This window comes from Erysipelotrichaceae bacterium 66202529 (assembly GCA_017161075.1).
GTDB lineage: Bacteria > Bacillota_I > Bacilli_A > Erysipelotrichales > Erysipelotrichaceae > Clostridium_AQ.
This window is the reverse complement of sequence record CP046174.1, coordinates 1,895,340-1,918,069: the sequence shown is the minus strand read 5'-3', so window position 1 is coordinate 1,918,069 and position 22,730 is coordinate 1,895,340. Positions and strand designations below refer to the sequence as shown.

26 protein-coding genes and 1 pseudogene are annotated in these 22,730 nt (G+C 39.1%); 8 read left to right on the top strand and 19 right to left on the bottom strand.

Features of this window, described 5'->3' with window-relative positions; translation table 11 throughout:
* Positions 1-4 precede the first annotated feature (4 nt).
* Entirely contained in the window at positions 5-556 is a 552-nt protein-coding gene (locus GKZ87_09070) for a flavodoxin family protein (protein QSI25616.1), read from the bottom strand.
* 251 nt (positions 557-807) lie between these two features.
* On the opposite strand from GKZ87_09070, the gene GKZ87_09065 reads away from it, so the two are divergent.
* A complete protein-coding gene (locus tag GKZ87_09065; GenBank protein ID QSI25615.1) occupies positions 808-1,674 on the top strand; it encodes a LysR family transcriptional regulator in 867 nt (288 codons plus the stop codon).
* Positions 1,675-1,933: 259 nt separating this feature from the next.
* Here GKZ87_09065 and GKZ87_09060 read toward each other — a convergent pair whose 3' ends face one another.
* The 5 genes from GKZ87_09060 to GKZ87_09040 all read right to left on the bottom strand — a co-directional run bounded on the left by GKZ87_09060 (position 1,934) and on the right by GKZ87_09040 (position 5,994).
* Positions 1,934-2,296, bottom strand: coding sequence for a MerR family transcriptional regulator (locus tag GKZ87_09060; GenBank protein QSI25614.1), 363 nt, complete (start codon positions 2,294-2,296; stop codon positions 1,934-1,936).
* Between the two features lie 75 nt (positions 2,297-2,371).
* Complete coding sequence (locus GKZ87_09055; protein QSI25613.1) at positions 2,372-3,277, bottom strand: LysR family transcriptional regulator; 906 nt, start codon at positions 3,275-3,277, stop codon at positions 2,372-2,374.
* A gap of 370 nt (positions 3,278-3,647) precedes the next feature.
* Complete coding sequence (locus GKZ87_09050) at positions 3,648-4,400, bottom strand: 4-carboxymuconolactone decarboxylase (GenBank protein QSI25612.1); 753 nt, start codon at positions 4,398-4,400, stop codon at positions 3,648-3,650.
* A gap of 1,041 nt (positions 4,401-5,441) precedes the next feature.
* On the bottom strand, positions 5,442-5,774 hold the full coding sequence (locus GKZ87_09045) for a hypothetical protein (GenBank protein QSI25611.1): 333 nt from the start codon (positions 5,772-5,774) through the stop codon (positions 5,442-5,444).
* Positions 5,764-5,994, bottom strand: a complete 231-nt coding sequence (locus GKZ87_09040; GenBank protein QSI25610.1) for a hypothetical protein — start codon at positions 5,992-5,994, stop codon at positions 5,764-5,766. The genes GKZ87_09045 and GKZ87_09040 overlap by 11 nt, the downstream gene beginning before the upstream one ends.
* Positions 5,995-6,210: 216 nt before the next feature.
* Between GKZ87_09040 and GKZ87_09035 the strand changes: the two are divergent.
* A pseudogene (locus GKZ87_09035) lies at positions 6,211-6,375 on the top strand (cobalamin-binding domain-containing protein).
* A gap of 6 nt (positions 6,376-6,381) precedes the next feature.
* On the opposite strand, the gene GKZ87_09030 reads toward GKZ87_09035, so the two are convergent.
* From GKZ87_09030 to GKZ87_09020, 3 genes are all read right to left on the bottom strand, one after another.
* On the bottom strand, positions 6,382-7,575 hold the full coding sequence (locus GKZ87_09030; protein ID QSI25609.1) for a tyrosine-type recombinase/integrase: 1,194 nt from the start codon (positions 7,573-7,575) through the stop codon (positions 6,382-6,384).
* A gap of 78 nt (positions 7,576-7,653) precedes the next feature.
* Positions 7,654-7,857: an excisionase gene (locus GKZ87_09025; protein QSI25608.1), complete on the bottom strand. Its 204-nt coding sequence runs from the start codon at positions 7,855-7,857 to the stop codon at positions 7,654-7,656.
* Positions 7,857-8,867: a replication initiation factor domain-containing protein gene (locus tag GKZ87_09020; protein ID QSI25607.1), complete on the bottom strand. Its 1,011-nt coding sequence runs from the start codon at positions 8,865-8,867 to the stop codon at positions 7,857-7,859. The genes GKZ87_09025 and GKZ87_09020 overlap by 1 nt, the downstream gene beginning before the upstream one ends.
* A gap of 547 nt (positions 8,868-9,414) precedes the next feature.
* Between GKZ87_09020 and GKZ87_09015 the strand changes: the two genes are divergently transcribed.
* The 3 genes from GKZ87_09015 to GKZ87_09005 all read left to right on the top strand — a co-directional run bounded on the left by GKZ87_09015 (position 9,415) and on the right by GKZ87_09005 (position 11,081).
* Complete coding sequence (locus tag GKZ87_09015) at positions 9,415-10,086, top strand: helix-turn-helix domain-containing protein (protein ID QSI25606.1); 672 nt, start codon at positions 9,415-9,417, stop codon at positions 10,084-10,086.
* A 191-nt stretch (positions 10,087-10,277) separates the two neighbouring features.
* The gene (locus GKZ87_09010; GenBank protein ID QSI25605.1) at positions 10,278-10,481 is read left to right on the top strand and encodes a hypothetical protein; all 204 of its coding nucleotides are present in this window, start codon (positions 10,278-10,280) and stop codon (positions 10,479-10,481) included.
* A gap of 3 nt (positions 10,482-10,484) precedes the next feature.
* Positions 10,485-11,081 carry a hypothetical protein gene (locus GKZ87_09005; protein ID QSI25604.1) on the top strand — a complete coding sequence of 199 codons (597 nt, stop codon included), beginning with the start codon at positions 10,485-10,487 and terminating at the stop codon, positions 11,079-11,081.
* 191 nt (positions 11,082-11,272) lie between these two features.
* Here GKZ87_09005 and GKZ87_09000 read toward each other — a convergent pair whose 3' ends face one another.
* A complete protein-coding gene (locus GKZ87_09000) occupies positions 11,273-13,198 on the bottom strand; it encodes a hypothetical protein (GenBank protein QSI25603.1) in 1,926 nt (641 codons plus the stop codon).
* Positions 13,199-13,248: 50 nt separating this feature from the next.
* Positions 13,249-13,521 carry a hypothetical protein gene (locus tag GKZ87_08995; GenBank protein QSI25602.1) on the bottom strand — a complete coding sequence of 91 codons (273 nt, stop codon included), beginning with the start codon at positions 13,519-13,521 and terminating at the stop codon, positions 13,249-13,251.
* A gap of 60 nt (positions 13,522-13,581) precedes the next feature.
* Between GKZ87_08995 and GKZ87_08990 the strand changes: the two genes are divergently transcribed.
* Genes GKZ87_08990 through GKZ87_08980 form a run of 3 tightly spaced genes read left to right on the top strand, consistent with a single transcriptional unit; the run spans position 13,582 to position 14,741 of the window.
* Complete coding sequence (locus GKZ87_08990) at positions 13,582-13,836, top strand: hypothetical protein (GenBank protein ID QSI25601.1); 255 nt, start codon at positions 13,582-13,584, stop codon at positions 13,834-13,836.
* On the top strand, positions 13,827-14,297 hold the full coding sequence (locus tag GKZ87_08985; GenBank protein QSI25600.1) for a hypothetical protein: 471 nt from the start codon (positions 13,827-13,829) through the stop codon (positions 14,295-14,297). Before GKZ87_08990 ends, GKZ87_08985 begins: the two co-directional genes overlap by 10 nt.
* Positions 14,298-14,303: 6 nt before the next feature.
* Positions 14,304-14,741 carry a tyrosine-type recombinase/integrase gene (locus GKZ87_08980; GenBank protein ID QSI27927.1) on the top strand — a complete coding sequence of 146 codons (438 nt, stop codon included), beginning with the start codon at positions 14,304-14,306 and terminating at the stop codon, positions 14,739-14,741.
* Between the two features lie 116 nt (positions 14,742-14,857).
* Here GKZ87_08980 and GKZ87_08975 read toward each other — a convergent pair whose 3' ends face one another.
* The 8 genes from GKZ87_08975 to srtB form a co-directional block, all read right to left on the bottom strand.
* Positions 14,858-16,489 (bottom strand): DAK2 domain-containing protein, encoded by a 1,632-nt coding sequence (locus GKZ87_08975; protein ID QSI25599.1) that lies wholly within the window; start codon positions 16,487-16,489, stop codon positions 14,858-14,860.
* Between the two features lie 10 nt (positions 16,490-16,499).
* On the bottom strand, positions 16,500-16,859 hold the full coding sequence (locus GKZ87_08970; GenBank protein QSI25598.1) for an Asp23/Gls24 family envelope stress response protein: 360 nt from the start codon (positions 16,857-16,859) through the stop codon (positions 16,500-16,502).
* A 77-nt stretch (positions 16,860-16,936) separates the two neighbouring features.
* Complete coding sequence (locus GKZ87_08965; protein ID QSI25597.1) at positions 16,937-17,716, bottom strand: FtsQ-type POTRA domain-containing protein; 780 nt, start codon at positions 17,714-17,716, stop codon at positions 16,937-16,939.
* Positions 17,704-18,606, bottom strand: a complete 903-nt coding sequence (murB, locus tag GKZ87_08960; GenBank protein QSI25596.1) for a UDP-N-acetylmuramate dehydrogenase — start codon at positions 18,604-18,606, stop codon at positions 17,704-17,706. Before murB ends, GKZ87_08965 begins: the two co-directional genes overlap by 13 nt.
* Before the next feature lie 6 nt (positions 18,607-18,612).
* On the bottom strand, positions 18,613-19,686 hold the full coding sequence (gene murG / locus GKZ87_08955) for an undecaprenyldiphospho-muramoylpentapeptide beta-N-acetylglucosaminyltransferase (GenBank protein ID QSI25595.1): 1,074 nt from the start codon (positions 19,684-19,686) through the stop codon (positions 18,613-18,615).
* Between the two features lie 67 nt (positions 19,687-19,753).
* Positions 19,754-20,836, bottom strand: a complete 1,083-nt coding sequence (gene ftsW, locus GKZ87_08950; GenBank protein QSI25594.1) for a putative lipid II flippase FtsW — start codon at positions 20,834-20,836, stop codon at positions 19,754-19,756.
* A 305-nt stretch (positions 20,837-21,141) separates the two neighbouring features.
* Complete coding sequence (locus GKZ87_08945) at positions 21,142-21,867, bottom strand: hypothetical protein (protein QSI27926.1); 726 nt, start codon at positions 21,865-21,867, stop codon at positions 21,142-21,144.
* A gap of 67 nt (positions 21,868-21,934) precedes the next feature.
* Positions 21,935-22,708: a class B sortase gene (gene srtB / locus GKZ87_08940; protein QSI25593.1), complete on the bottom strand. Its 774-nt coding sequence runs from the start codon at positions 22,706-22,708 to the stop codon at positions 21,935-21,937.
* Between the last annotated feature and the right edge of the window lie 22 nt (positions 22,709-22,730).

Sequence of the window (22,730 nt, the reverse complement as noted above, 5' to 3'; positions counted from 1 at the left end):
GATCCTATACCATTTTTCCCATTTCATAGGCTGTCTGCAAATGGGAAGAAAGCTTCAATACCGCATGCTCCTGTTCAACACCGGTTCCGTAGACAACTCCCTGCAGACTTGCCTTTTCAAAACAATCGATCCATCCGCACATACCCTTTACCACGTTATCCATAGCAGCTTTTTCCCGCTCTGCGGCTGTTGTGATGAGATAGACGGTACGAAATGCATATTCCAGTGGAAACAGCGGATTGGTACGATCCAACAGGGTTTTCAGTTGTCCGCACATTTCATAGAAATATACAGGTGTTGCAAAAACGATAACATCGGCGGCAGACATCTTCGCTATGATTTCATCTGCATCATCCTTTATCACACAATGTCCGCTCCTGCTTTTCTGACACGCCAGACAGCCGTTACAAAAATGCAACGCCTTATCCCGCAGGGTAAGCTTTTCTACGAGATGTCCATTTTCTCTGGCTCCTTTTATAAATGCATCTGCCAACAGCTCAGAATTACTTCCTGTTCGCAAGCTGGCAGATATCACAAGCACATGTTTTCGAATGATTCTTCGCCTCTTTTCTATATCTACAGTATAAATGGCAATATCTAAAATGTTAAATACCTATATCACATACGTAATCATAACCAAAAGGCATTGTTTAAGCTGCAGATAGTTGTCACTTTTCTAATTTTATATCTCACATCTGTTTACCTTCCACTTTATCACCCTACAGACAATATCCGCTTGCTTTTCAGCTTTCCTGCGCTGATTGTCTATGCTACAATGATGACAAGGAAACAAAAGGAGATGGTATCATGGAGCTCAGAGTACTGCAATACTTTCTTGCAATCGCACGGGAGCAAAGTATTTCAGGTGCGGCAGATTATCTGCATATTTCACAGCCCACCCTGTCCAGACAAATCAAAGACATGGAGGAGGAGTTAGGAAAGCAGCTATTTATACGCGGCAGCCGGAAAATTACATTAACAGAGGAAGGAATGATCCTGCGTAAGCGCGCCGAGGAAATTCTTGGTCTGGTCAAAAAAACAGAGGATGAGATTGCATTAAGCGCTGATATCAGCGAGGGTGATATCTATATTGGAGCTGGAGAAACGCACGCAGTACAATATCTGGCGCAGGGCGCCAGGCAACTGCAGGCAAGCTATCCGAATATTCGCTTTCATATTGCAAGCGGTGATACTACGGATGTATTGGAGGAGCTGGATAAGGGCTTGCTTGACTTCGGCTTATTGTTTGGCTTCGTAGATACGTCTAAATATGAGCATCTGGAATTTCCTGTTAAAGATACGTATGGCATTCTTATGAGAAAGGACAGTACATTAGCAAAAAAAGACATAATTACAGCAGAGGATTTATGGGATCAGCCACTGATCTGTAACCGAAACGCTACCAGACATGAGAATGAAATTTTCAAATGGCTGAAAAAGGGACATACAGAAATACAGCTGACGGCTACCTATAATCTTCTGTATAATGCAGCAATTCTGGTAGAAGCCGGTATTGGCTATGCATTCGCTCTGGATAAGATTGCCAATGTTTCACCAGATTCCCCACTCTGCTTTAAGCCACTGTATCCCTGTCTGGAAGCCCGCATGTATCTGATATGGAAAAAATACTGCGGAAAAATATCTGATAACTATGCAGTCCCTGTTATCCGCTGAATAAGATGGATGCATCCGCATATACAATACAGCTTTCATGAGGTAGCTGAAAAAAGAGATTTCAAAGAATGACGGTATGCAGGAAGTACCCTCATGCTAGAAATCTCTTTTTTTCATGAAATACATGGATGCCGCCTGCTTTTCATTGCAGCTGCTTCCTTTTTTATTGATAAGAACAGGTTATTTGTTTACTGATTGCTACCAGAGCCCTTGCAAATCCTGTAGGTTTTTCCTAATTCTCATTCAGAGACTCTTTTTGTCATGTTTCAGCTTTCGCATCACAGCCGCACATTTCAAACAGCAGATAGTCTATGCAGCTGACACTTTTCTCACGGATGTGAATTTCAGATAACAGCAATGCCCGTTGTGCCTTTAGGATGCGCTTTCTCTCACAAATAGAAGCCTCACCCGATTCCTCCAGCTTCAAATAGCCAGTGATTCCTGGCAGATCCAACCCGATTTTACGCAAGGACAGCACGTGACTCAGCTTCTGAATATCACCGTTTTGAAAATCCCGTTCCCCATTTCTACAGCCTACATCATCAAATATGCCGGCCTGTTCCATAGCCGCAAGCTCCTCCAATGCCACTCCATAGGTACTGCTTACCTCTTTTCGATTCATAGCTTCCTCCTAAACTGCAAAATAATGCAGATATATATGATATACCTACATTTTAGATTCTGTTCATCCTATTGTCTAATACTCCTTTTCTATCTTTCCATATGCTTGAAAAGCATGCTTCAGACAGGTGATAAAGGCAGCGGCAGCCGGTGAAAATAACTGGTGCTTTTTCCATACAAGAACACAGCCGGTTTCCAACGAAGGTGAAAGCGGCCGGAAGCAAATCGGATTTTCAGGATATTCTGCAATCAGATGCTGCAGGGTTATCAGATAGCCCAGTCCATCCTCTACCATCATGGCAGCATTGTTTACCAGATTGATGGACGCAACCTCCTGCACACTTTCATACACATCCTGAAACCAGTTTTCTATTTCATTATGTACCTGTGGACGCTTCGATGCGATGATGGTCTTTCCTCTTAAATCTTCAGCAGTGATAACCGCCTTTTCTGCCAGTGGGTCAGCTTTGGGTAACACAACACCCCAGCAATCCTTATCGGGTAAGCGGAGAAACTCATAATCACTGATATCCACCGGCTCCAGCAGCAGACCGATATCCAGCAGTCCACTATTGATACGCTCCTTAATATCATCCGCATGCGCACTGAAAAGCTCGAATGTAACTGCCGGATACTGCTCATGAAACTGCTTTATAATACGGCTGAGTTCATGAAACTGGCGTGTTTCTCCACTTCCAATAAAAATCCTTCCCGCCACATGCTCATTGCTTTCCTTCATTTCCTGTTCTGTTTTGGCTGCCAGTGCAACCAACTCCTCTGCTCGTTTTTTAAGAAGCATTCCCTCACTCGTCAGGGCGATTTTCCCCTTACCGCGAACAAACAGCGTTTTACCAAATTCATCCTCCAGCTGCATCAGTTGTCTGGACAGGGTGGGCTGTGTAATGTGCAGTGCTTCGGCTGCCCTTGTAATATTCTGTTCCCTGGCAACCATCAGAAAATATTGCAACACTCTTAGCTCCATAATATCTCCTTTCCAGCAGCATTCCTAGCTATACCGCTACTGTATTACTTGCTTTTCCTTTGAAAAAAGTAAAAGGCACTGGCATCAGGGAATGCAATCCTGATGCTGTTCATCTTTATAGGCATCCTTTTCTGTATCGTATCCACATAGTATAAAAGCGTGGTGTTTTTACAGAGGCTGATGCAGGGATTTCCTCATTTTCTTAGCTTTTCCTATATGCTTTCTATCCTATTATACAGCATAAGCTGCAGCCCCGGTGTACCATTTTGTATAGAAGAACTGATCATCACCAGCTCTTTTAATCATTATACATTCCACTTTGATACGATTGCAACAATAGAAAAGCAGCAGTCTGATCCCAGTCCTTTTATTACTGCGTTGTGGATACTTCTTCTATGATCTGTATAGCATTCAGTGTTCTTGGAAAGCCGATATACGGCTGACATTGTGTGATTGCCTCAATCAGTGTGGCTCTTGTATTTCCTGCCTGCAGATTGGCTTTGGCATGTGCACGTAATTGATTTTCACATCCGCCCAGTGATGCAATCGTACAAAATGTCAAAAGCTCACGCTGCCTCATATCCAACCCCTTTCTTGTATAGAAATCACCAAAGCAATGCGCGGATAAATACCTTTGCATATGCTTGAGATCAATCGCAGCAGCATCATGTCCCCCCTGTATTGCATCCTGAGAAAAAACAGAGCATTGTGCATCAAAGCCCTTTTGAAAACGGGTTTCCTCTGTCACCGTGCTTCCTATCTCAGGTTCCTCAGGATTCGTCAGCTCCTGCAAAGACTGATGAACATAGTTCAATGCCTGATGTGCCTTCAGCAGCCCTGCATAGGGAATAATCTGATAGATTACTTCCAGGATGAGCTGTGGTGCGGTACCGGTTTCCAGCAATGCTTTCACATGATCCGTGATCAGCTCCTCAGCGTTATTTGCGGCCATAACAGCGAGGGTGATATATTCCCGCATCGTAAAATCCAGGGTACCGTGGCCATATACATCCGCAAAAAGATGCGGCTTCATAATTTGCTGCATTTCCGGATCCTCCTGCAAAAAGGATACCTTAGGAAAATGTGCCTTTTCCATTTGTTTTGCTTTCTCTATTCTGTTCATGTTATCACCTCTGTTTTCATTGTAAGTTTCTACGCATGGAATGTCCAATACCCTGTCAGAATCGTACAGCATGCTTAAAAGGCATGCATGTAAGAAAAAGCTGTAAAGAATGTATGCCGTTTATGTATTGTTTATTCACAATCTATCATAACCTTACAAGATTCATAAACATATTAAAAAGATTGTCTATGTACTAAATATTGTTCAGTAACTGGAAACACATTATAGAATAGAGATATCCTAATGGAACCATAGAATTATACTCCTAAATAAAATGCCCCAACTAGGGGCAATTTTTACATTCGTCTTTTATATCCCGTACACGAATTAACGGATCATATTTGAATGCTGGTCTTTTGTATCCCGCAAGCCAGCTAGCGGATAATATTTGAACATTGCTGTTCATTTAATAGTATCCGGAAATAGATAAATATTCATCTATTTCTTACAACTATATTTAAACGAATTTTGATATTTAAGTCAAGAGTGATAATTTTTTTTGATCTTCCTTTACGGGCAAATACAGTCGAGCTTCATTTATATTATCGTGAATGGAATACGCTTTAAGAGCGGTGCAATAGAGAAAAGTAGAGTAATTCATGATGATTTACTCTACTCTTATTCTTATTAACCGTCTTCAGGGTTTAGAAAACCTCAATGTCTTTATTTGAGATTTACAAGCTTCCCCAGCTTATTTTAGAAACCCTTAATATTGTATACTATAAGTATTGCGTAGTATCTTTGAGTATCTACTCAACACCAATTTTATAACACTTTCCCTCTAGTTCACTGAAATGCAAATAATGCGATAAACAGGCTATTTTTTGTATATACGCGTTCACTCTAGTTGACTGATTTTGAGAGTATCAAATGGTTTTAAGCTCTAAATAAGCTCCCAAAGATGAAAAAAACTTTTTAATTCACACTACAAATATAAAGATATTTTTCACCTATCAATTTTTATCATTTTTTTAGTAGAAATATCAATAAAGAATCACCAAAACAGTTTGTAATTTCTATTCTACACATATACTATATTTTTTAATCAGAAGCTTCACTTTCTGTTTCTTCAGATTTGTTTTTTTCTTCTCTTAATTTTATTGATTTTTCATTTACCCCTGTAATTACCTTATTTATTAAATCAATTGTATAATTAAATAATCTTATAGTATCTGCCGTTTCTTCACTTTCTCCTTCAATTTTCTCAAGAGGTTGTAAATAATCATTATCTATATTGTAATCTAGTAAATCATATATATTTTGTGCATTAACAGTTTTTATATTTTTATCAATAATTATTTGGTGATCATTATTACTAATTTTAATATTCTTATCATTTGTTATTTCTATTTTAATTGTTACTTTATTTATCATATCTTTTCCACCTTCTCCTAATCACTTCTACTCCCCCATCCAAAATATTTGCTACCTCATTCAAAATATTAATTTCCTTATCCATATATTCAAGTGAGCCATAAGCTATTTTGAGATTGTTGTCCACATCATTCTTTAAAATTATAACATTATCCACATCTAAATTTACAACTAATTCTGGCTTGTGCGTAATAAATAGGACTTGCTTTGATTCAGACATTTCTCTCAAAATTGTAATTAGTTGTGTTAAAAATTATATCAAAAATAATATTCTTAAAATTGAAAATGTTATACTACTAGATAATGATGATATTTCCACAGGTAATTCACCTGGGAAAAATGCGTTAATATATCTTGATGTTTTTTCAAAAGATAGTACAATAAAATTCTATATGGTTGATCAACCGGGTGATGATGTTTCTCAAAATAAAATTTAACACAAATTATATATGTCTTTTTGACTATCTTTTTATATCTTCTCAAATGTCCGCAAAGCCTTATTTTATCGGCTCTACGGGCATTTTGCTTTTGTGGTAAACCTCACATATCTAGGTCTATCTTCTTATATTTTCGCTATCAAGCGTGGTTAAAATCGTGGTAAATACTTCTATGCGATTAGACGCTGAACCTCTGATTTTGCGGTATCTATGGACGCATGAGCGTACCAGTTCATTGTGATACTGATATTTGAATGCCCCATGATATACTGTAAATCTTTCGGGTTCATGTTCTTGCTTGCCAGCCTTGTGCAGAATGTATGGCGTAGCGTATGCGGTGTGATATGTGGCAAAGGGTTATCCCTATGGTACTTGTTGTATTTCTTTACCATACGGACAAAAAGCATATTGTAATCAATCGCAACTTTGGGCTTGCCTTTCTGATTGACAAATAGAAAGTTGCCCCGTCCGTCTATCACAAATGGTTCTGCCTTTGGGCGTTTCTTCATCATTCGTTGAAATGCCTGTATCGTTTCTTTGCTTAATGGCACTTGCCTTGTTCCGCTTTTTGTCTTAGGCGTTTCAATATAATAGCCTTGTTCCTTGCTCTTTAGTAACTGGTGGTCGATAACCACAACCTCATGGATAAAATCAACATCCATGATTGTCAGTCCGCATAGTTCCGAAATACGAAGTCCTGTTTTTAACAGTATCAGCACATCATCATAATACTTGTGATACACGTTGTCCGTCCTGATGAATGACAGTAGGGCTTGTTCCTGTTCCTCTGTCAATGCGACTTTCTCTTTGGTATCATTTTCTAGGACTTCACTTAACTTGAAATCAAAAGGGTTTTTCCTTACACAATCGTCTTGTATGGCGATATAGAATGACGCTTTTAACGAGCGTTTATGGTTGTTAATGGTATTGTAGGAAAAGCCTTTCTCTTTCATGCGTAACGCCCATTCTTTAGCGTCAGAGGGTTTGATTGTATCAATGCTCCTAGCACCTAACTTGTCCTCTTTCAATAACCGCATAAGTTGTTCCCGTTGTTTCTGTGTGCTTTTCTTCACATTTGCCCTCTGTGCGTTCTGTTTGGCGTAGAGTTGGCAAAGCGTCATTTTCTTGCCTGTGCTGTCGATACCGTCCTCAATATCCCGTCTTATCTGCTGTTCCAGTTCACGAAGTGAGGGTTTTTCCCGTTTTCCCTTTGGTGTCGGGTCTGTGGGTGTCAATCTCCAAGCATACACATATTTTGTGTTTCCAAATGCGTCCACATATTTATATAAGTATTTTCCGTCTGTTCGTTGGCTCTCTCCAGTATGCAGGATACGACCTTTGTTATCCCGTCTTTTTTCTTTCATGGTGTCTGCTCCTTTCCTTGTTGGAAAGAGCCTTGATATGACTTGTGTTCATCATAACACATACAAGGCTCATTTGCATTAGATTGCGTCCAATTTATCAATAACCTGTTCAAACTGTCGGCGTTTAATCTGTATGCGGTTGCCATTCATAATGAGCCAGCCAGCGTCCTTGTTTTCCTCTGCCAATCGTCTTAACTTGTTTTCTCCGATACGGAAATATTTTGACGCTTCTTCAATGGTAAGGGTGTATTTTTCCCATACGGGAATATCGTTGTTATTCATCAGATACCCCCTTTCCCATGTTTCGTGTCATATTGGATATAAGGGATAAGGTCGGTGCGGTTTATCCTCTGTAAATGGGCGGTTAATTTACTGGAAAGGGAATTACTGTATCTTGCCTTATCAAGCATAGTTCCCACTTTTTCCAGTCCACCTAATGCGTCATGTTCTTCCAAGAAGTAAAAACTTTTGACAGCGGAAATCACGCCACCCTCTGTGAGCCATTGCTGTGTTTCTTCAAGGGAATTTTGCTGTTTTGGTACTTGCAGTTTTAAGACTTCCACAGCCCCTAAAAAGCGTTCCCAAAACCGACAAGTTTTCCACCTGCTCTTATTACTTTCGTTTCTGTTTGGTACGACAAAGCGTAGGTTGTTTGCCAATAGCCCGAAAGCCAGTTCTCCCAGTTCCAGCGGTCTGTCCTTGAATGTCATGGCAAAAGCATGAGCCTTATCATCACGCAGTTGCATTTCTGTCCGTTTCCAACTGCCGACTTCATCAAGTGTCTTATTATGTTTTGAACAGACTTCCTTATCCTTGTCATAAAAGCGGTAGGACAATCCCGATTTCCCAGCACCGATATAAACGGTCTTTGCGGTGTCGAAATCATCAAACTTGCTTTCGTCAAAGTGGTAGCCCTCACTATTCGAGATAAATTCCTCTTTTTCGCATTTCTTCTTTATCTGCTCTATGGTAAAAAATGGCTTTTCGTTCTTATCATCAATGGCAATATCCAGTCTAGTGAAATGGAAGTTATCCAGTCCATATCTTCGCTCACAATGTTTGAACATATCTCCAAAGGTATAATTCCTACTGTCGAGAATACGGAAAATATCATCACAACCTCTGCCAGTCATAACAAGATAACAGCCTAGCCCTTGTGGGTTGTCCTCTGTCTTTCTTGCGTCCCACGATACATAAATATCTCCAATCTGCCAGCGTGCTTGATAAGTCTTGAATTTAATGCTTGCCGGATAGACATTGAAAATATCAGTCGGTAAACCTAAAATGTGCATGATGACATCTTCGGCGGTTGCAGTATCGAATACAATACTGATGTAATCAATCTTAACGGATAAATTTTTGTGTGTAGTTATAGTGCATTACTCCTTTCGTACTTCCCGTTTTTTTGCGGGGTAAAAATCGTGTTTTTTCCTTTATTTATCACAGTTTCTAGGTACTATGACATGTATGCGCAGGGCGGTGTTACATATACGCCCTTTACGAACGCCTAAAGGCGTTCCCTTTCTTCCTGTGTCTGATCCGTTCTTAACGCTCACGAGCCTTGTAAGGCTCGTGGCTAAACGGAACAGCCCCAGTCAGAAACTTTATTTTCTGTCTGATAGTCCATGCTCATTCATGCTATCAAAATGAAAATACATCTTTTCTATGCTTACTCAAGCACGTGATTGACCCTAGCGTGCTTAATCACTCTATCTAACACGATAATAACGCCATTAGAATTACTTGTCAAGAAGTTTTTGTTGACTTTTTGATATGTATTAAGTATGATATGCTTATAAATACCAAGAAAAGCAATGAAAGGAGCGGTTATACTAAGTTATGGAGCATTATGAAAAGAAAATCAGTTTCTTAGGAGAGAACATACAAACCATAAGAAAACACAGAGGAATGAAACAGCAGGAACTTGCGGACAAAATCGGTATCAATATGCAGAGCCTTTCCAAGATTGAACGTGGCGTGAATTATCCTACCTTTGATACGCTGGAAAAGATAATGGACGTGCTGAGTGTAACACCCAATGAATTATTATCGGGAGAATGGAAGTATATTGACCACACAGAACCTTACATCATGGATATTGTCAAACGGGAACAAGACTTTAATGTTTCCTTAGATTATCTGTCTGAAAATGAGTTTTTCAATGATGAAAAAGAATGTAGATTTTACAAGGCATATAAACTCATACAGTATATCCATAACTACATTACCAATGAGGTTACGGAGTTGGAAGAACTTATGGAAATCAAACAGTTGATACAGCGTCAAAAAATAGAACGTATGATGAAAGTACATAAGGAAATGCGAGGGTTAGACCGATACAGAGAACAACCGAAAGAGTATAAATACCACAACCCTTATGATGATTGGATATTCCGTCAACTTGCAGATATTGACAACAGAAAAAACATTCCTAATACTTCTCCACAAGTAGACTTTAATGAGGGAGATTATGAAGATTATCTAAAGGCGAAATGGAACAGAGGTCTTTAATTTCCTCTTGCATGGAAGATACAGCAAACAAAAAGCCCAGTAAAGAGTGCAAAGCACCACCAATGGTGGCAAGGCTCTTGACAGGGCTTTTTCTTTTCTGCACGTGAAAAAATGTTGACAAATAAAAGAGCATTAGTTATTCTAAGATTAGCTTAGACTAACTAATGTAAATCTAGGAAAGGAGGAGTTAAATGCAAAATAGAAATTTTAGAAAAATCGTGATATTAGTATGTATATGTTTACTTTCAACACCAATAGCAACTATTATTTCCGATTGTATAGACGTAACTACCACTGAATACGCTATAAGCAGAATTTCTAATTACTCATGGAGCATTAGATTTGCATGTCTTATGTTATCTATGTATTTTATTTTTGACAGAAAGGGGAACTAATCTATGAAGAAAATAGTATCGTTATTGTTAGCAACGGCTGTAATATTAACTAGCAACACTTTAAGTGTTCATGCAGAGACAAAACAAGAAAATTTACCTGATAGTGAAGTTGTTGAAGAATTTAATGTCTTTAATACAGATGTTATCGAAACAACTGAAGAAATACCTGATATTCAAACAAGAAGTCATATTACATATAAAGTGACAAAATTAAATCGGACAAGCGAAATAGGAGCGTACACAGGACAATCTGTTTCGGGAGAACCTGGTGTAACTATTTCTTTAAGTCAAATGAAAGCAACTTCTTTTTCAGCAAGTTCAAATGTTGCATGGAATGTAAAAGGAAAAGCACAAGCCACATTAGGTTTTAATTTCAGCAAGAGTTATACAATAGGGCATTCGGGTTCACGAAAAGTCCCTAGCACACACAATGGTAGGAAAGTTAAAAGAGCCGAACTGAAAGCTTATAGATTGTATGACAAACATACTTTTAAAGTAACGTGGACAAGTATTCATGTAAAACAACCTCAATATTACGGTACATATTGGGCAAAAAAACCAAGTGGTTACCATTATAAAATGGTATATTATTACAAATAAACAAATGTGTTCTGAAATTGATTTCGTCGAAACAGTGAAAAGAAGACTAGATATTTAAGTAATCTAGTCTTCTTTTCTTAGTTTTATATCATATCAAGGCTCGGTCAATCGTGGTAAATTCGTGGTAAAATGGTTATTTTTCTATACTTTAAAATGATTGAAAGTATAGTGTTTATATGGATAATCAAAAATTATATATATAATTTAAAATAATCTTTATAAACTGTTTTTATATCTACTCCATCTTTTTGAAAAGCTTCAATCTCTGTTTTCTTACAATTTGATTCGAAGTTATCTATATCAATTTCATTTAAACATTCAATACTTTCTTTTCTACTAAAGGGAAACATCAATAATTTCTCCATAATACTATTAGTGATATTTGGAGTAAGCACTCTTGTTACAAAATGATAATTACCTATAGGATTATCTTCCTCCTTTATTTCAAAATCTTCAAACTTATTTAATACAGAAGGTATTTTCTTGTTTTCTATCTCTATAACATCTAAAATTTTATTGGTCATATAGGTAATATTAGTTTTGAATATACTCAACTTATTTTCTTGTGCTTCAGCAGTAGTTTTTATCTCTTCTTCAAATTTACTTGTCGCAGAATTGACTACTGCTACAATTGATTCAGTTATATACTCTTTAAATTTCAAATTTTTATATTTTACGATCATTTTTAATAAGTTTTGGTTTGTTTGAATAAGATATTCTTTGTCGTTATTCTCTAGAAGTTCCTCTTCTAATAAAATTTCTATTTTTGTTTGAGCTAGCTCAATGGCTGAAATTAAATTACTATAATCTATAGCAGAATAATTCAAATCAGAAATAATTCTTAAATTATAATTTTTATCATCAATTTCTGCTGGTATATCTAATGAATAATTTAATTTTAAAAATTTATCCTTTTTATCTTGATTGAATTCTATAAGTTTTATGACTTTATCAATAAATATTTGAAACTTAGAATTATAAACATCAGTATTCAACTCTTTGAACTTATTTGTAAAAAACGTAACATCTTTTAGACTAGATCCCGATTGAAATCTGTTTCTAATCTCTCCTTGTCTATCAAATCTAATTCCACTTTTTATATCCTCATCAAACGGTGTGATTTTCATTTTCTTAACTTCAGCAAAATGCTTATAGCCACTTTTTTTTGATGCTGGAGTAATACTCTTTAAAGATGGATTATATAGGTACTCAAAAAATAAGCTTTTTCCCACTGAGTTATCTCCAATAACTACATTTATACCTGATGATAATTCTATTTTTTCTTTAACACCATTTATTTCTACATCAAGCTTATCAATATACGGAACTGGAATACTTGAATATGCGGTACTTAAACGTCTAGGCTCTGTCAATGCCATTACTAACCCCTTAAAGCTAGGTAAACTTTTCATAAAAGTATATTTCATTATACTCTTATCATTTTGTTTTTGTGCTGGATACACAGTCCAATCATGACAGTCGGTCCCTGTTATATATCTTAAATTTTTCAATTCTTTTTCTTTTCTATAACTATTAAGTATGCCTTCTATTTTACCACTTCTAAATTCTACAGCATCAAAATAATCATAACTAATTATTTTATCAAACGCTTCTTCTCCAATGCCAGATAAATTTTCATTATGATTTTCAACATAAATTCCACTTTTTTGATGTGCAATAATAATTACATTTAAATCTATTTTACATAAAATTTCCTTAAAAGTTGACTCTTTGAAAGCATTTTTTTTGTTATTATCAAAATTATATTGATTGAGTACAAATTCAATATTAGCTACTTTATTCTCATCTAAATCATCGAATATACTGACCACATGAATTCTTTGCCCTAATAAATCTACATCAAATTCAATTCCTGGTAAAACTTTAACAAGGGTTTTACATTTATCCATATTACTTTTTATAGTATTATATAGCAGATAACTAAAAGCATTATGATCAGTTATAGCAATCATATTAACGTTTTCTTTTTCTAGTTTTTCCATTAATATAGGAATGTTTTCAATTGTATTATTAGAAACTAATTTTTTATCCTTCTTACTATATATACTATGAATATGCAAATCTAATTTAATAAGATCTTTAACTATTTTCTCCATATTTCCTCCATTCCCACATAGTATTATGTTTCTTTAATTATACATCTTTTCTAATCTAATGTCCCATTTTCTGTAAACATTTTTTCTAATGTTTTTCTATAATGTAAATATACTTTATTACCACAGTTATAAGTAACTGCCGTACCTTCCTTAACCATTCTTCTTACCACATACTCTGCTAAACCTGTCGCATCACAAAATTCTTTAATAGACATGATAGGTTTAACTTTGGGTGATGATTGAATATCTTTCTTAATTTCATTTAAAGATAAGTCTAACTCTTTTAATTTATCAACAATTTCTTTTAATAATTCAGTTTCCATTATTAACAACTCCTCTCTATAATTAGTCCTGCTTTTACTTAAAAGCAGGAGGCAAATAAAATGACAATTGAAAAAAGAATAAGAAAAAACGGTATAAGTTTTAAAATCATAGCTTATGCTGGTTATTACATTGATGATAATGGTAAGAGAAAGCAAAAACGGATCAGCAAAACCTTTTACCCACCAGAAAATATGTCTGAGCAAAAGGCATATAAGAAAGCTCTTCTCATTGAAGAAAAACTACAAAATCATATCAATACTATCAGATATGTCCCTAATGAATTAACTTTTAAAATTTATGGGAAATGTATTTGAAAAACTATATGAAATTAAATCAAAAAATCACTACTCAAGCGGCTACAATTAATATTGTAGAATTTCATATTCTTCCCTATTTTCAAGATGTGAAGCTTTCCCAAATCAACCCACTAATCATTCAAAAATTTTTAATTCATTGTAGTAAAAAGAAAAGTGGAAATCATACATTAACGACTTCCTATCTAAAGACTATTAAGATTAAACTTCATTCAATCCTACAATATGCTGTTGAATTAGATTGGATTAATAAAAATCCTTGTAGTAAATGTAAAATAAATTCTAAAAAGTATCCAAAGGAGAAATATATTTTCTCTATTCAAAGCATTAAAGAACTTTATTCTTATCTAAAAGATGAGAATATTTATGATGACATTATCAAGTTTCAACTTCTCACTGGACTACGCATTGGCGAAACACTAGCTATCACAATAAATGATATCAACTTTAATGAAAACTAAGTCGATATTAACAAATCTGTTTCAAGAGTAAATAAAGAATTTATCGTTGGCACTCCTAAAAGCAATAATTCCTATCGAAGAATCTATATTAATAAATCACTGAAAGAAATCATTAATCGTAATTTGAAATCAAACCTTTTATTTTCAATCAATGATACTTATGTTCATTATGCCAATGTTCGCTCTAGACTAAAGACTATTCTCAAGAATACTCCTTATCAAAGTTTAACAACTCATGATTTAAGACATATCCATTCATCATTACTACTTCACAATAAAGTGGATCTAAAAAGCATATCGACACACCTTGGTCATAGTAGTATTAGAATAACATCAGATATCTATTTACACACAACTCATGAAGCGAGCGAACAGTTATCTTTAAACATTGAAAATATATTTAATAGCCTTAATAACAAACCCCTAAATAAGCACCAAAAATAAATTTAAAGTATAATCAAGGATATTTCATCAAACTACAAGATGCAAAAAAGCTCGAATCTATCGAGCTTTTTCGTATTCTATTGTATTATTGAGTATTGCGTAGTATCTTTGAGTATCTACTCAACACCCAAAATGAAGCTGTATACCGGCTGATTTCCGTTATTCACTTCCACTTCTACATCGTATTTATCCTCAATGTAGGAGGCAATTTCCTGGGCCTCTGCTTCTGTGATATCCTCACCATAAATCAAGGTTACAATTTCACTTTCCTCATCCACCATATTATCGATCAGATGGCGGGTTGTATCAAATTTATCCGGATTGGACACGATGATATCCTTTTCCAGAATACCCATATAATCCCCTTCACGGATTTCCATACCCTCAAAGGTCGTATCCTTGATAGCATAGGTTACCTGTCCAGTTTTCACAAGTGCAATCGCATCATTCATTTCGGACAGATTCATATCGAAATCCACTTCCGGATTGAACATAATACATGCGCTCAGTCCCTGTGGAATCGTCTTGGTCGGAATAACCTCCACATGCTGATCCTCACATACCGTAGCTGCCTGCTGTGCCGCAAGTACGATATTGGAATTGTTAGGCAGAATAAAGATATGCTCTGCATTCACCTTTTCGATGGCCTGTACGAAATCCTCGGTAGAAGGATTCATCGTCTGTCCGCCACTGATAACATAATCAGCACGAAGCTCTGTAAACATTTCCTTTAAGCCGTCTCCCGCCGCAACTGTGATAATTGCATATTTACTCTTTGGAAGCTGTGGTTCCTCTTCCTTTTCAACTGCAGCATTCATCATGATATTCTCATGCTGCTCCTGCATATTTTCCACCTTCAGCTTGACAAATTCACCATACCGCTGTCCCATATTCAAGGCATCTCCCGGTGTCAGTGTGTGGACGTGTACCTTTACGATATCATCATCCTGAACACAGACGATGGAATTTCCGATGCTTGCCAGAGAATCACGCAGAGATTCTTCTTTGAAATTTTTCATGCCGCGCTCGGATAGGCGGACAATGAACTCTGTACAATATCCAAATTCTTCGCTTTCCATAGAGGCCTGCACACCCTCGCTGGACTCAGAAGTCTCTTCCCTTTGAATTACGACACCCTTCATTGCGGAAAGGAAGCCCTCAAAAATGGTTACCAGCCCAGCACCGCCGCTGTCCACAACGCCAACTTCCTTCAACACAGGCAACAGCTCCGGTGTGCGGATCAAGGATTCCTTTGCTTCCTCCACCATCTTCTCCATGACCTGTGTCACGGTTACATCCTGTGTGGATGTCGCATATGCATACGTATAATCAGCAGCCTCACGTACAACGGTCAGAATGGTTCCTTCCACCGGACGCATAACTGCCTTATATGCTACGCGGGAGCCCTGTACCAGCGCATTCGCCAGCTGAAATCCATTGATTTCCTTCATGCCCTCCACGCCCTGATAAAGACCGCGGAAAATCTGTGAGGTGATAACACCGGAATTACCGCGTGCTCCCATCAGCAGTCCCTTGGACAATACCTTGGCAATTTCACAGACATCATCACTCGGACAAGCCAGCGCATCCTGCACACCGGCATTGAATGTCAAAGACATATTGGTTCCCGTATCACCATCCGGTACCGGGAACACGTTTAAAGCATCGATTTCACTGAATTTGTTAGACAGCAGATTCGCTCCGCTGGCCAGCATATCCTTAAATAAACTTCCGTTAATTGTCTCCATATGCATAACCCTACTTCATAACCTTTACATCCTGCACATAGACATTCACTTTTTTGAACTCCAGTTCCAGGGATTTTTCAAGCATATATTTCACACGTTGCTGCACTTCGTAAACAATCTCGCTGATTTTTACTCCATGAGACACTACGATGTACAGATCCAGCTCCAGATGATCCTCCTTCTGGCGAACCATAACACCTTTTGCGTAATTTTCTTTCTTTAACAGTTCTGCAATGCCGTCCTTCAGAAATTTCTGAGAAGCCATACCGACTACCCCATAGCATTCTGTCACAACACCGCCTGCCAATGAAGCAATGGCATCAATGGAAATTTCAATATTTCCATACTGTGTACTTTTAGAGATTGACATAATATTCCTCCTTACATCTTATTTATTATACCAAAAACCGCGTGGATTTCCAAGAATATTCCTTCTTTTCTTGCACCTTATTCTTTTTTACTGCAATTTTCGTTATGTATGGAATGGGTGGCGGCATCCGGCCATAAACAGACATTGCTTTTTTTCAGACGCTTCAGCGTTCCCAAATAATCATTTAAAAGCGGCATGGATTCATAGGATGTGAATATCGTATTCCCATCCTGCATAATGATTTTCACCATGTGCTTATCATAGGACGTTTCATACGGCACCATTTCCGAGATCATCGCTACAATGGATGCATCCACCTTCTGCTTACCGCCAAAGCTCTTGGCAAGCTTTTTCCGCTCCGCTGCAGAAAAACCGTCCACCAGCGGATAGTGAACAATCGTATCCAGCATAGCACTGCCAATCTCCATACTGCTGCCATCGTTCACCAATGCATAGTTTTTCCCGTTATCGATATAATATCCGACAATGCTTTTTTCTTTAATTTCAATGGATATCGTTCCATCCATTCCCTTATGTACTACAGCATCCTCAATCAATCCATCCTTTTCTAGCTTCCATTCCAGATAGATGCGCGGGATGATGATATAGCGGCTGTCATAGGTCAGCCCTGCCTTTTGAAGAACCATCTGCTTGGTATAGAAGGAGTTTCCTTTTACATCCAGTGATTTCACCTTTGAAAAATCACTGACAAAGTACAATGTGGCAAGTATTCCCGCAAGCAGAAGAATCAACAGGCGTTTCTTCCGTTTTTTCTTCCTGCGTTTTTTTTTCTTATTCTGAAGGGCTAAATACTTTGCTTCGACATCATCATAAAGAAGGTCGTTTATATCTTCCAATTAAACCGCTCTACTTCCGTAATCAGTTCCACACCGAAACGCTTTCGTACTTCCTTCTGAATGACTTCTACCAGCTGTATGACATCCTCTGCCCTTGCATTGTCTTCATTAACGATAAAATTTGCATGCTTTTCCGATACCATGGCACCGCCGACCCTTGTGCCGCGCATACCGATTTCTTCAATCAGCTGCCATGCCTGATAATCCTTCGGATTGCGGAACATACTGCCGGCACATGGCTTATCCAGCGGCTGAGAGGACATGCGGCGTTTACGTCGGGAATCCATCAGATCGCGTATTTCCTTCTGATCGCCCTTTTCCAGCTGCAGCCGTGCACCCAAAATGATCCAGTCACGATGGCTCTGGAAAATGGAATGACGGTATGCGTATTCCAGCTCCTCGGCACGCATAACGACGATGGAGCGCTCCTTCAGCACATAAACCTCTTTGAGGATTTGTGAGATATCGCTTTTATACGCTCCGGCATTCATAAAGACAGCGCCTCCCAGCGTCCCCGGAATACCACTGGCAAATTCCAGACCGCTGAAGGAATTTTTCATTGCCTCATGGGCAAGCATGATGATACTCGCACCCGCCTGGACAAGACAGGAGCCTTCCTCTTCAAAGAAAAAATCAGTAAAATAGCGATCAAGACAAAGGATCGCCCCTTCATAATCATCATCGCTGCAAAGAATGTTGCTGCCCTTTCCAAAAATTCTGTGCGGGATAGCTTCCTCGTTTAAAATATCCAGTATCCGAAGCAGGCACAGCTCATCCTTTGGATATATAAAATATTTGCACGTCCCGCCAATGCGAAAGGTTGTGCGCTTTGACAGCGGCACCCGGCATTCCACATCGCCATAGGACTGTAATTTCGTTTCTATATTCATTTATGTTCACCTTTTCATTTCATCACACCAGTTCAGTATATCCTCACTTGCATGCGGTTTTCCAAGCGCCAGCGCTGCACTGTGCATGGAGGCACGCAGCACATCATCCGACATAATTCTGTCGATCTGCGATGACAGCACCTCTGCATTCAAATCCTTTTCCTCAATCATGACAGCCGCCTTGTTATCAACGAGTACACTGGCATTGTAAAACTGATGGTTATGGGCAACGTATGGACTCGGGACTAATATACTCGGCGTTCCAAGTGCAGTGATTTCCGCTGCTGTCGTTGCACCGGCACGACAGACAATCAGATCAACCTGTGCCATAATATCCAACTGCTTTACATAATCGACGACCTTCACATGCGGAGCATGGATCTGTTTTCGCATTTTCTCGTAATTGTTTTTTCCAGTTACAAACAGAATCTGATACGTATCACGCACAGCCGGCAATGCATCCTTCATGATGGCATTGACCGATGTGGAGCCAAGCGATCCCATAACAACCAGGATCAGCGGCTTGTTCAGTGTCAGACCAAGCGATAAAAAGTAGTCCCTGTCAAATACGGCATGGACTGCATTGCTTGCGCGGGGATTTCCAAGCAGCCTGGTTTTTTCTCTGCCGAATTCCTCAAAGCATTTTTCATAACAAATCACGATCGCATCCATATATTTTGCGACCATTTTATTAGAAACTCCGACAATGGAGTTTTGTTCATGGATCATGGTAGCTACATGCTTGTGGTGTGCTGCCAGCATAACGGGCGCACTCACATAGCCTCCAAAACCAATCGCGATATCCGGTTTAAATTCATCAATGATTCTGCAGGCTTTCCGGTAACAGCTCATCATCAGCAGCAGTGCCTTGCACTTGTTGAAGACATTTCCTGTCAGTCCGCTGGCATGCAGACCCTGAAAGGCGTAACCATGGGATGGCACTTCACTGGCCTCCATTCGATCATCGTTTCCTACAAACAATATTTCAATATCCCCATAGCGTTTTTTTGCGGCATCCGCAAGCGCGAGGGCAGGATAGATATGACCTCCGGTTCCTCCAGTGGCAATCAGCATTCTCATGTAATCACTCCTTGTTTTTTATTATACCATAGGAAGGCATTGAACTGTGCAGTAAATTTCACGTTTTTCAGCTTTCATTTGCAATACTCATCAACAGCCCCATACTGCCCATCATTACAATCAAAGAGCTTCCCCCATAGGAAATAAAGGGCAGTGTGATCCCGGTAACCGGAAATAAGCCGACAACGACTCCCAGATTGATCATCACCTGAATAGCGAACAGTGAAATCAAACCGATAGCAATATAGCACAGATATGGATCCGCACAGCCCTTCGCAATTTTCACTCCCTGATAGATGACCATCAGAAACAGAGTAATCAGCAAGCAGCAGCCGATAAAGCCAAATTCCTCCGCAAAGATTGCAAAGATGAAATCCGTCTGCGGCTCCGGCAGATAGAAATGCTTCTGCATGCTGTTATCAAAGCCGACACCCAGAATTCCTCCCGGGGAAATGGCAAACAGCGACTGAATAATCTGAAAGCCAGCACCAAGGGGATCCTTCCATGGATCGATGAAGGAGGTGATACGGGCCAGACGGTAGGGAGCGGATATAATCAAGCCGCCCAGTCCGGCAGCACCCAGCATCCCCACTCTTACAAAATAGGAAAGCGGAGAATCGGCAGCCAGTACCATGACAACGATGGAACAGACCATGACCATGCCGCTTCCGAAATCGGGCTGCAGCAGAATCAGACCGAAGCCCAGCATTACCAGAAAGGCCGGAAACAGCAAATCCCGCTTAAAGGTCTTGATACGGTATCGTTTTGCCAGAAAATCCGCAACATAAATAATGATGGCAATTTTGAAAAACTCAGATGGCTGTATCAGAAAGGAGCCGATACCAAACCAGCTGCGGCTTCCGTTTCGCTGTATGCCAAGCCCTGGAATCAGCACCAGAATCAGTGCAATCACACACAGAACAAACAGCTTCTTTCCATATTTACGCAGCTTGATCAGTGAAATGCGGCTTGCCGCATACATGACAAATACACCAATCAGTGCAAATACCGCCTGTCTGCTCATAAAATAGGACGCATCCTGAAACTTTGCGGCCGCCCATACACGAGAGGAGCTTCCTACCATGATAACGCCGATGACTACCAGCAGCAGAATCAGCATCGTGAGGGTTCTGCATTTTCTGGAAAACATAACTACCACCTCTGACACAGTGTATGCGAACAGGAAATAAAGTAGTACCTGATGAAGCAGTCTGAAAAGGATTGCAATATCGTACATTTGCTATACACTGCCATACAAAGTGAACTATAATTTTGAAGAACAGCCTTATAAAAAGCATAGGGCATCAGCTCCCCTACCCGCGCACAAGGCAGTATGTAGCACTTTAAGCTGACTGCAGCCATAATGTTAATGAAGATGTTAATAAACAAACAAAGCAACATCTAAATAAAACAAATAGATGTTGCTTTGCTTTTGCTTTTAACTTAAGGACATTGCTATTCTGCCGGCTTTTCTTTGTATTTGCCCTCCAGAATATCATCCTCGATATGCACCTTGCGAAGATTGACAGTGCCAAAGACACAGGATACATCCACACTAAGATCCTGGGAGCCCTCCGGATGATGCTCCACCCTTGTATTTCCGAATATATTTTCACTTTTCACACGGTAATGTATCTGATCACTGACAAGCAGATCGATACTTCCAAACACCGCCTCCAGCTTTACATAGCTGCATTCACGCAAATCCGCATCCGCCAGATCAATCACCTGCGAACCGAATACACTTTCCGCCTTCACAGAATACACAATTCCCTTTGCATGCACCCGCTTGTTTCCAAAATAGGTCGCAGAGCGCAGATCACGCCGGGTATCCTCCTCATAAAGCAGTGAGTCCCCATGCCTCAGCTTTAAAAAACTGTCACCGATGATCATACGGCAGCCAAGCAAAATCAAAGCGACTGCCACGATCATCCCCCATGTCAGACGAAAGCTGATCCAGTCATTCGCACTGCACAGCAGATATGCTCCCAGTAAAAATACAAGGCTGTTTCCGAAATGCAGGCCATCCTCAAAGAAGCTGAACACTGCCGGCACAAGCAGAAACAGTGTCCACCAGCCAGGGAAAAAGACAGAGAAATCCCACCAGTCCATAGCAGCACCCAGATATCCGATTCCCACTGCCAGAAACAGCAGTCCGATGATTTTTGATTTGATATGCATTTGCATAAAGCATACTCCTTTTCCTGCCGCCTTTTCGCAGCATATGTTCATTTATGTCATTACTTCTTTATTTTTTATACGTACCATTCCATTTCACAAGTCTGGCATGCAGCAGATAACGCAGCTCACTTGGCTGTCCGTTTCGCTCATAGGAACAGGTGCTTAAAGATACGATACGATCACTGCCCTTCACCATAATGTCGCGCTTGAAATCCGATAAGCCCTTTACCATATCCACATAGGCGGTAAAATCCGCATCATCCGCATACTGTATACGGTAGGAATCACTGGTCGCTGTAGTAGAATACATACTGAAGATTTCACAGCGGTAATTCTGCTGCTCTGTAAAGATATACAAGTATGGATGCTTTTCAAAAAACTCCTGCTCCTTAAAATTCTCCAACTCCGCAAACATGGTGCCGTGCTTGACATTATGACCGTAAATGATCGTGTTGCGGTCTTGAAAGGAATTGTTCGCATTGGCATCCATAAAAATAGCCCCTGCATAATTTTCCTTCTTCTCAAAGGTATGGTTCAGATAATAGGAATTATCACTTCCCTGTACGATCGGATAGGAAATATCCGTATCCGGTATTAAAATCCATCCGACAACCTCCGGATTTTTCTCCTTTAGCGCCTTCCAGTCGATTGTGAATGCTTCCTTTTCCGGATTTTTCGGTACCTTCGCAATCTGTTGCACTGCATCCTTTTCCTTTCCCTCCTGATAGTTCAGGTAATAAATACTGACCAGCTTATACGCGGAAAACAGAAATACGACAAGAGCGATCAGGAATAGAATATCATATATGATTTTTTTTGTCTTTGACATGGGCTTCTTCATATTGCTTCCTCCGTTGCTGCAC

Excerpts from the sequence above, each read along its gene's own strand:
- GKZ87_09065 (QSI25615.1), top strand. The coding sequence starts at position 808 with ATGGAGCTCAGAGTACTGCAATACTTTCTTGCAATCGCACGGGAGCAA.
- GKZ87_09060 (QSI25614.1), bottom strand. The coding sequence starts at position 2,296 with ATGAATCGAAAAGAGGTAAGCAGTACCTATGGAGTGGCATTGGAGGAG.
- GKZ87_09055 (QSI25613.1), bottom strand. The coding sequence starts at position 3,277 with ATGGAGCTAAGAGTGTTGCAATATTTTCTGATGGTTGCCAGGGAACAG.
- GKZ87_09050 (QSI25612.1), bottom strand. The coding sequence starts at position 4,400 with ATGAACAGAATAGAGAAAGCAAAACAAATGGAAAAGGCACATTTTCCT.
- GKZ87_09045 (QSI25611.1), bottom strand. The coding sequence starts at position 5,774 with ATGATAAATAAAGTAACAATTAAAATAGAAATAACAAATGATAAGAAT.
- GKZ87_09040 (QSI25610.1), bottom strand. The coding sequence starts at position 5,994 with ATGTCTGAATCAAAGCAAGTCCTATTTATTACGCACAAGCCAGAATTA.
- GKZ87_09030 (QSI25609.1), bottom strand. The coding sequence starts at position 7,575 with ATGAAAGAAAAAAGACGGGATAACAAAGGTCGTATCCTGCATACTGGA.
- GKZ87_09025 (QSI25608.1), bottom strand. The coding sequence starts at position 7,857 with ATGAATAACAACGATATTCCCGTATGGGAAAAATACACCCTTACCATT.
- GKZ87_09020 (QSI25607.1), bottom strand. The coding sequence starts at position 8,867 with ATGCACATTTTAGGTTTACCGACTGATATTTTCAATGTCTATCCGGCA.
- GKZ87_09015 (QSI25606.1), top strand. The coding sequence starts at position 9,415 with ATGGAGCATTATGAAAAGAAAATCAGTTTCTTAGGAGAGAACATACAA.
- GKZ87_09010 (QSI25605.1), top strand. The coding sequence starts at position 10,278 with ATGCAAAATAGAAATTTTAGAAAAATCGTGATATTAGTATGTATATGT.
- GKZ87_09005 (QSI25604.1), top strand. The coding sequence starts at position 10,485 with ATGAAGAAAATAGTATCGTTATTGTTAGCAACGGCTGTAATATTAACT.
- GKZ87_09000 (QSI25603.1), bottom strand. The coding sequence starts at position 13,198 with ATGGAGAAAATAGTTAAAGATCTTATTAAATTAGATTTGCATATTCAT.
- GKZ87_08995 (QSI25602.1), bottom strand. The coding sequence starts at position 13,521 with ATGGAAACTGAATTATTAAAAGAAATTGTTGATAAATTAAAAGAGTTA.
- GKZ87_08990 (QSI25601.1), top strand. The coding sequence starts at position 13,582 with ATGACAATTGAAAAAAGAATAAGAAAAAACGGTATAAGTTTTAAAATC.
- GKZ87_08985 (QSI25600.1), top strand. The coding sequence starts at position 13,827 with ATGTATTTGAAAAACTATATGAAATTAAATCAAAAAATCACTACTCAA.
- GKZ87_08975 (QSI25599.1), bottom strand. The coding sequence starts at position 16,489 with ATGGAGACAATTAACGGAAGTTTATTTAAGGATATGCTGGCCAGCGGA.
- GKZ87_08970 (QSI25598.1), bottom strand. The coding sequence starts at position 16,859 with ATGTCAATCTCTAAAAGTACACAGTATGGAAATATTGAAATTTCCATT.
- murB (QSI25596.1), bottom strand. The coding sequence starts at position 18,606 with ATGAATATAGAAACGAAATTACAGTCCTATGGCGATGTGGAATGCCGG.
- murG (QSI25595.1), bottom strand. The coding sequence starts at position 19,686 with ATGAGAATGCTGATTGCCACTGGAGGAACCGGAGGTCATATCTATCCT.
- ftsW (QSI25594.1), bottom strand. The coding sequence starts at position 20,836 with ATGTTTTCCAGAAAATGCAGAACCCTCACGATGCTGATTCTGCTGCTG.
- GKZ87_08945 (QSI27926.1), bottom strand. The coding sequence starts at position 21,867 with ATGCATATCAAATCAAAAATCATCGGACTGCTGTTTCTGGCAGTGGGA.
- srtB (QSI25593.1), bottom strand. The coding sequence starts at position 22,708 with ATGAAGAAGCCCATGTCAAAGACAAAAAAAATCATATATGATATTCTA.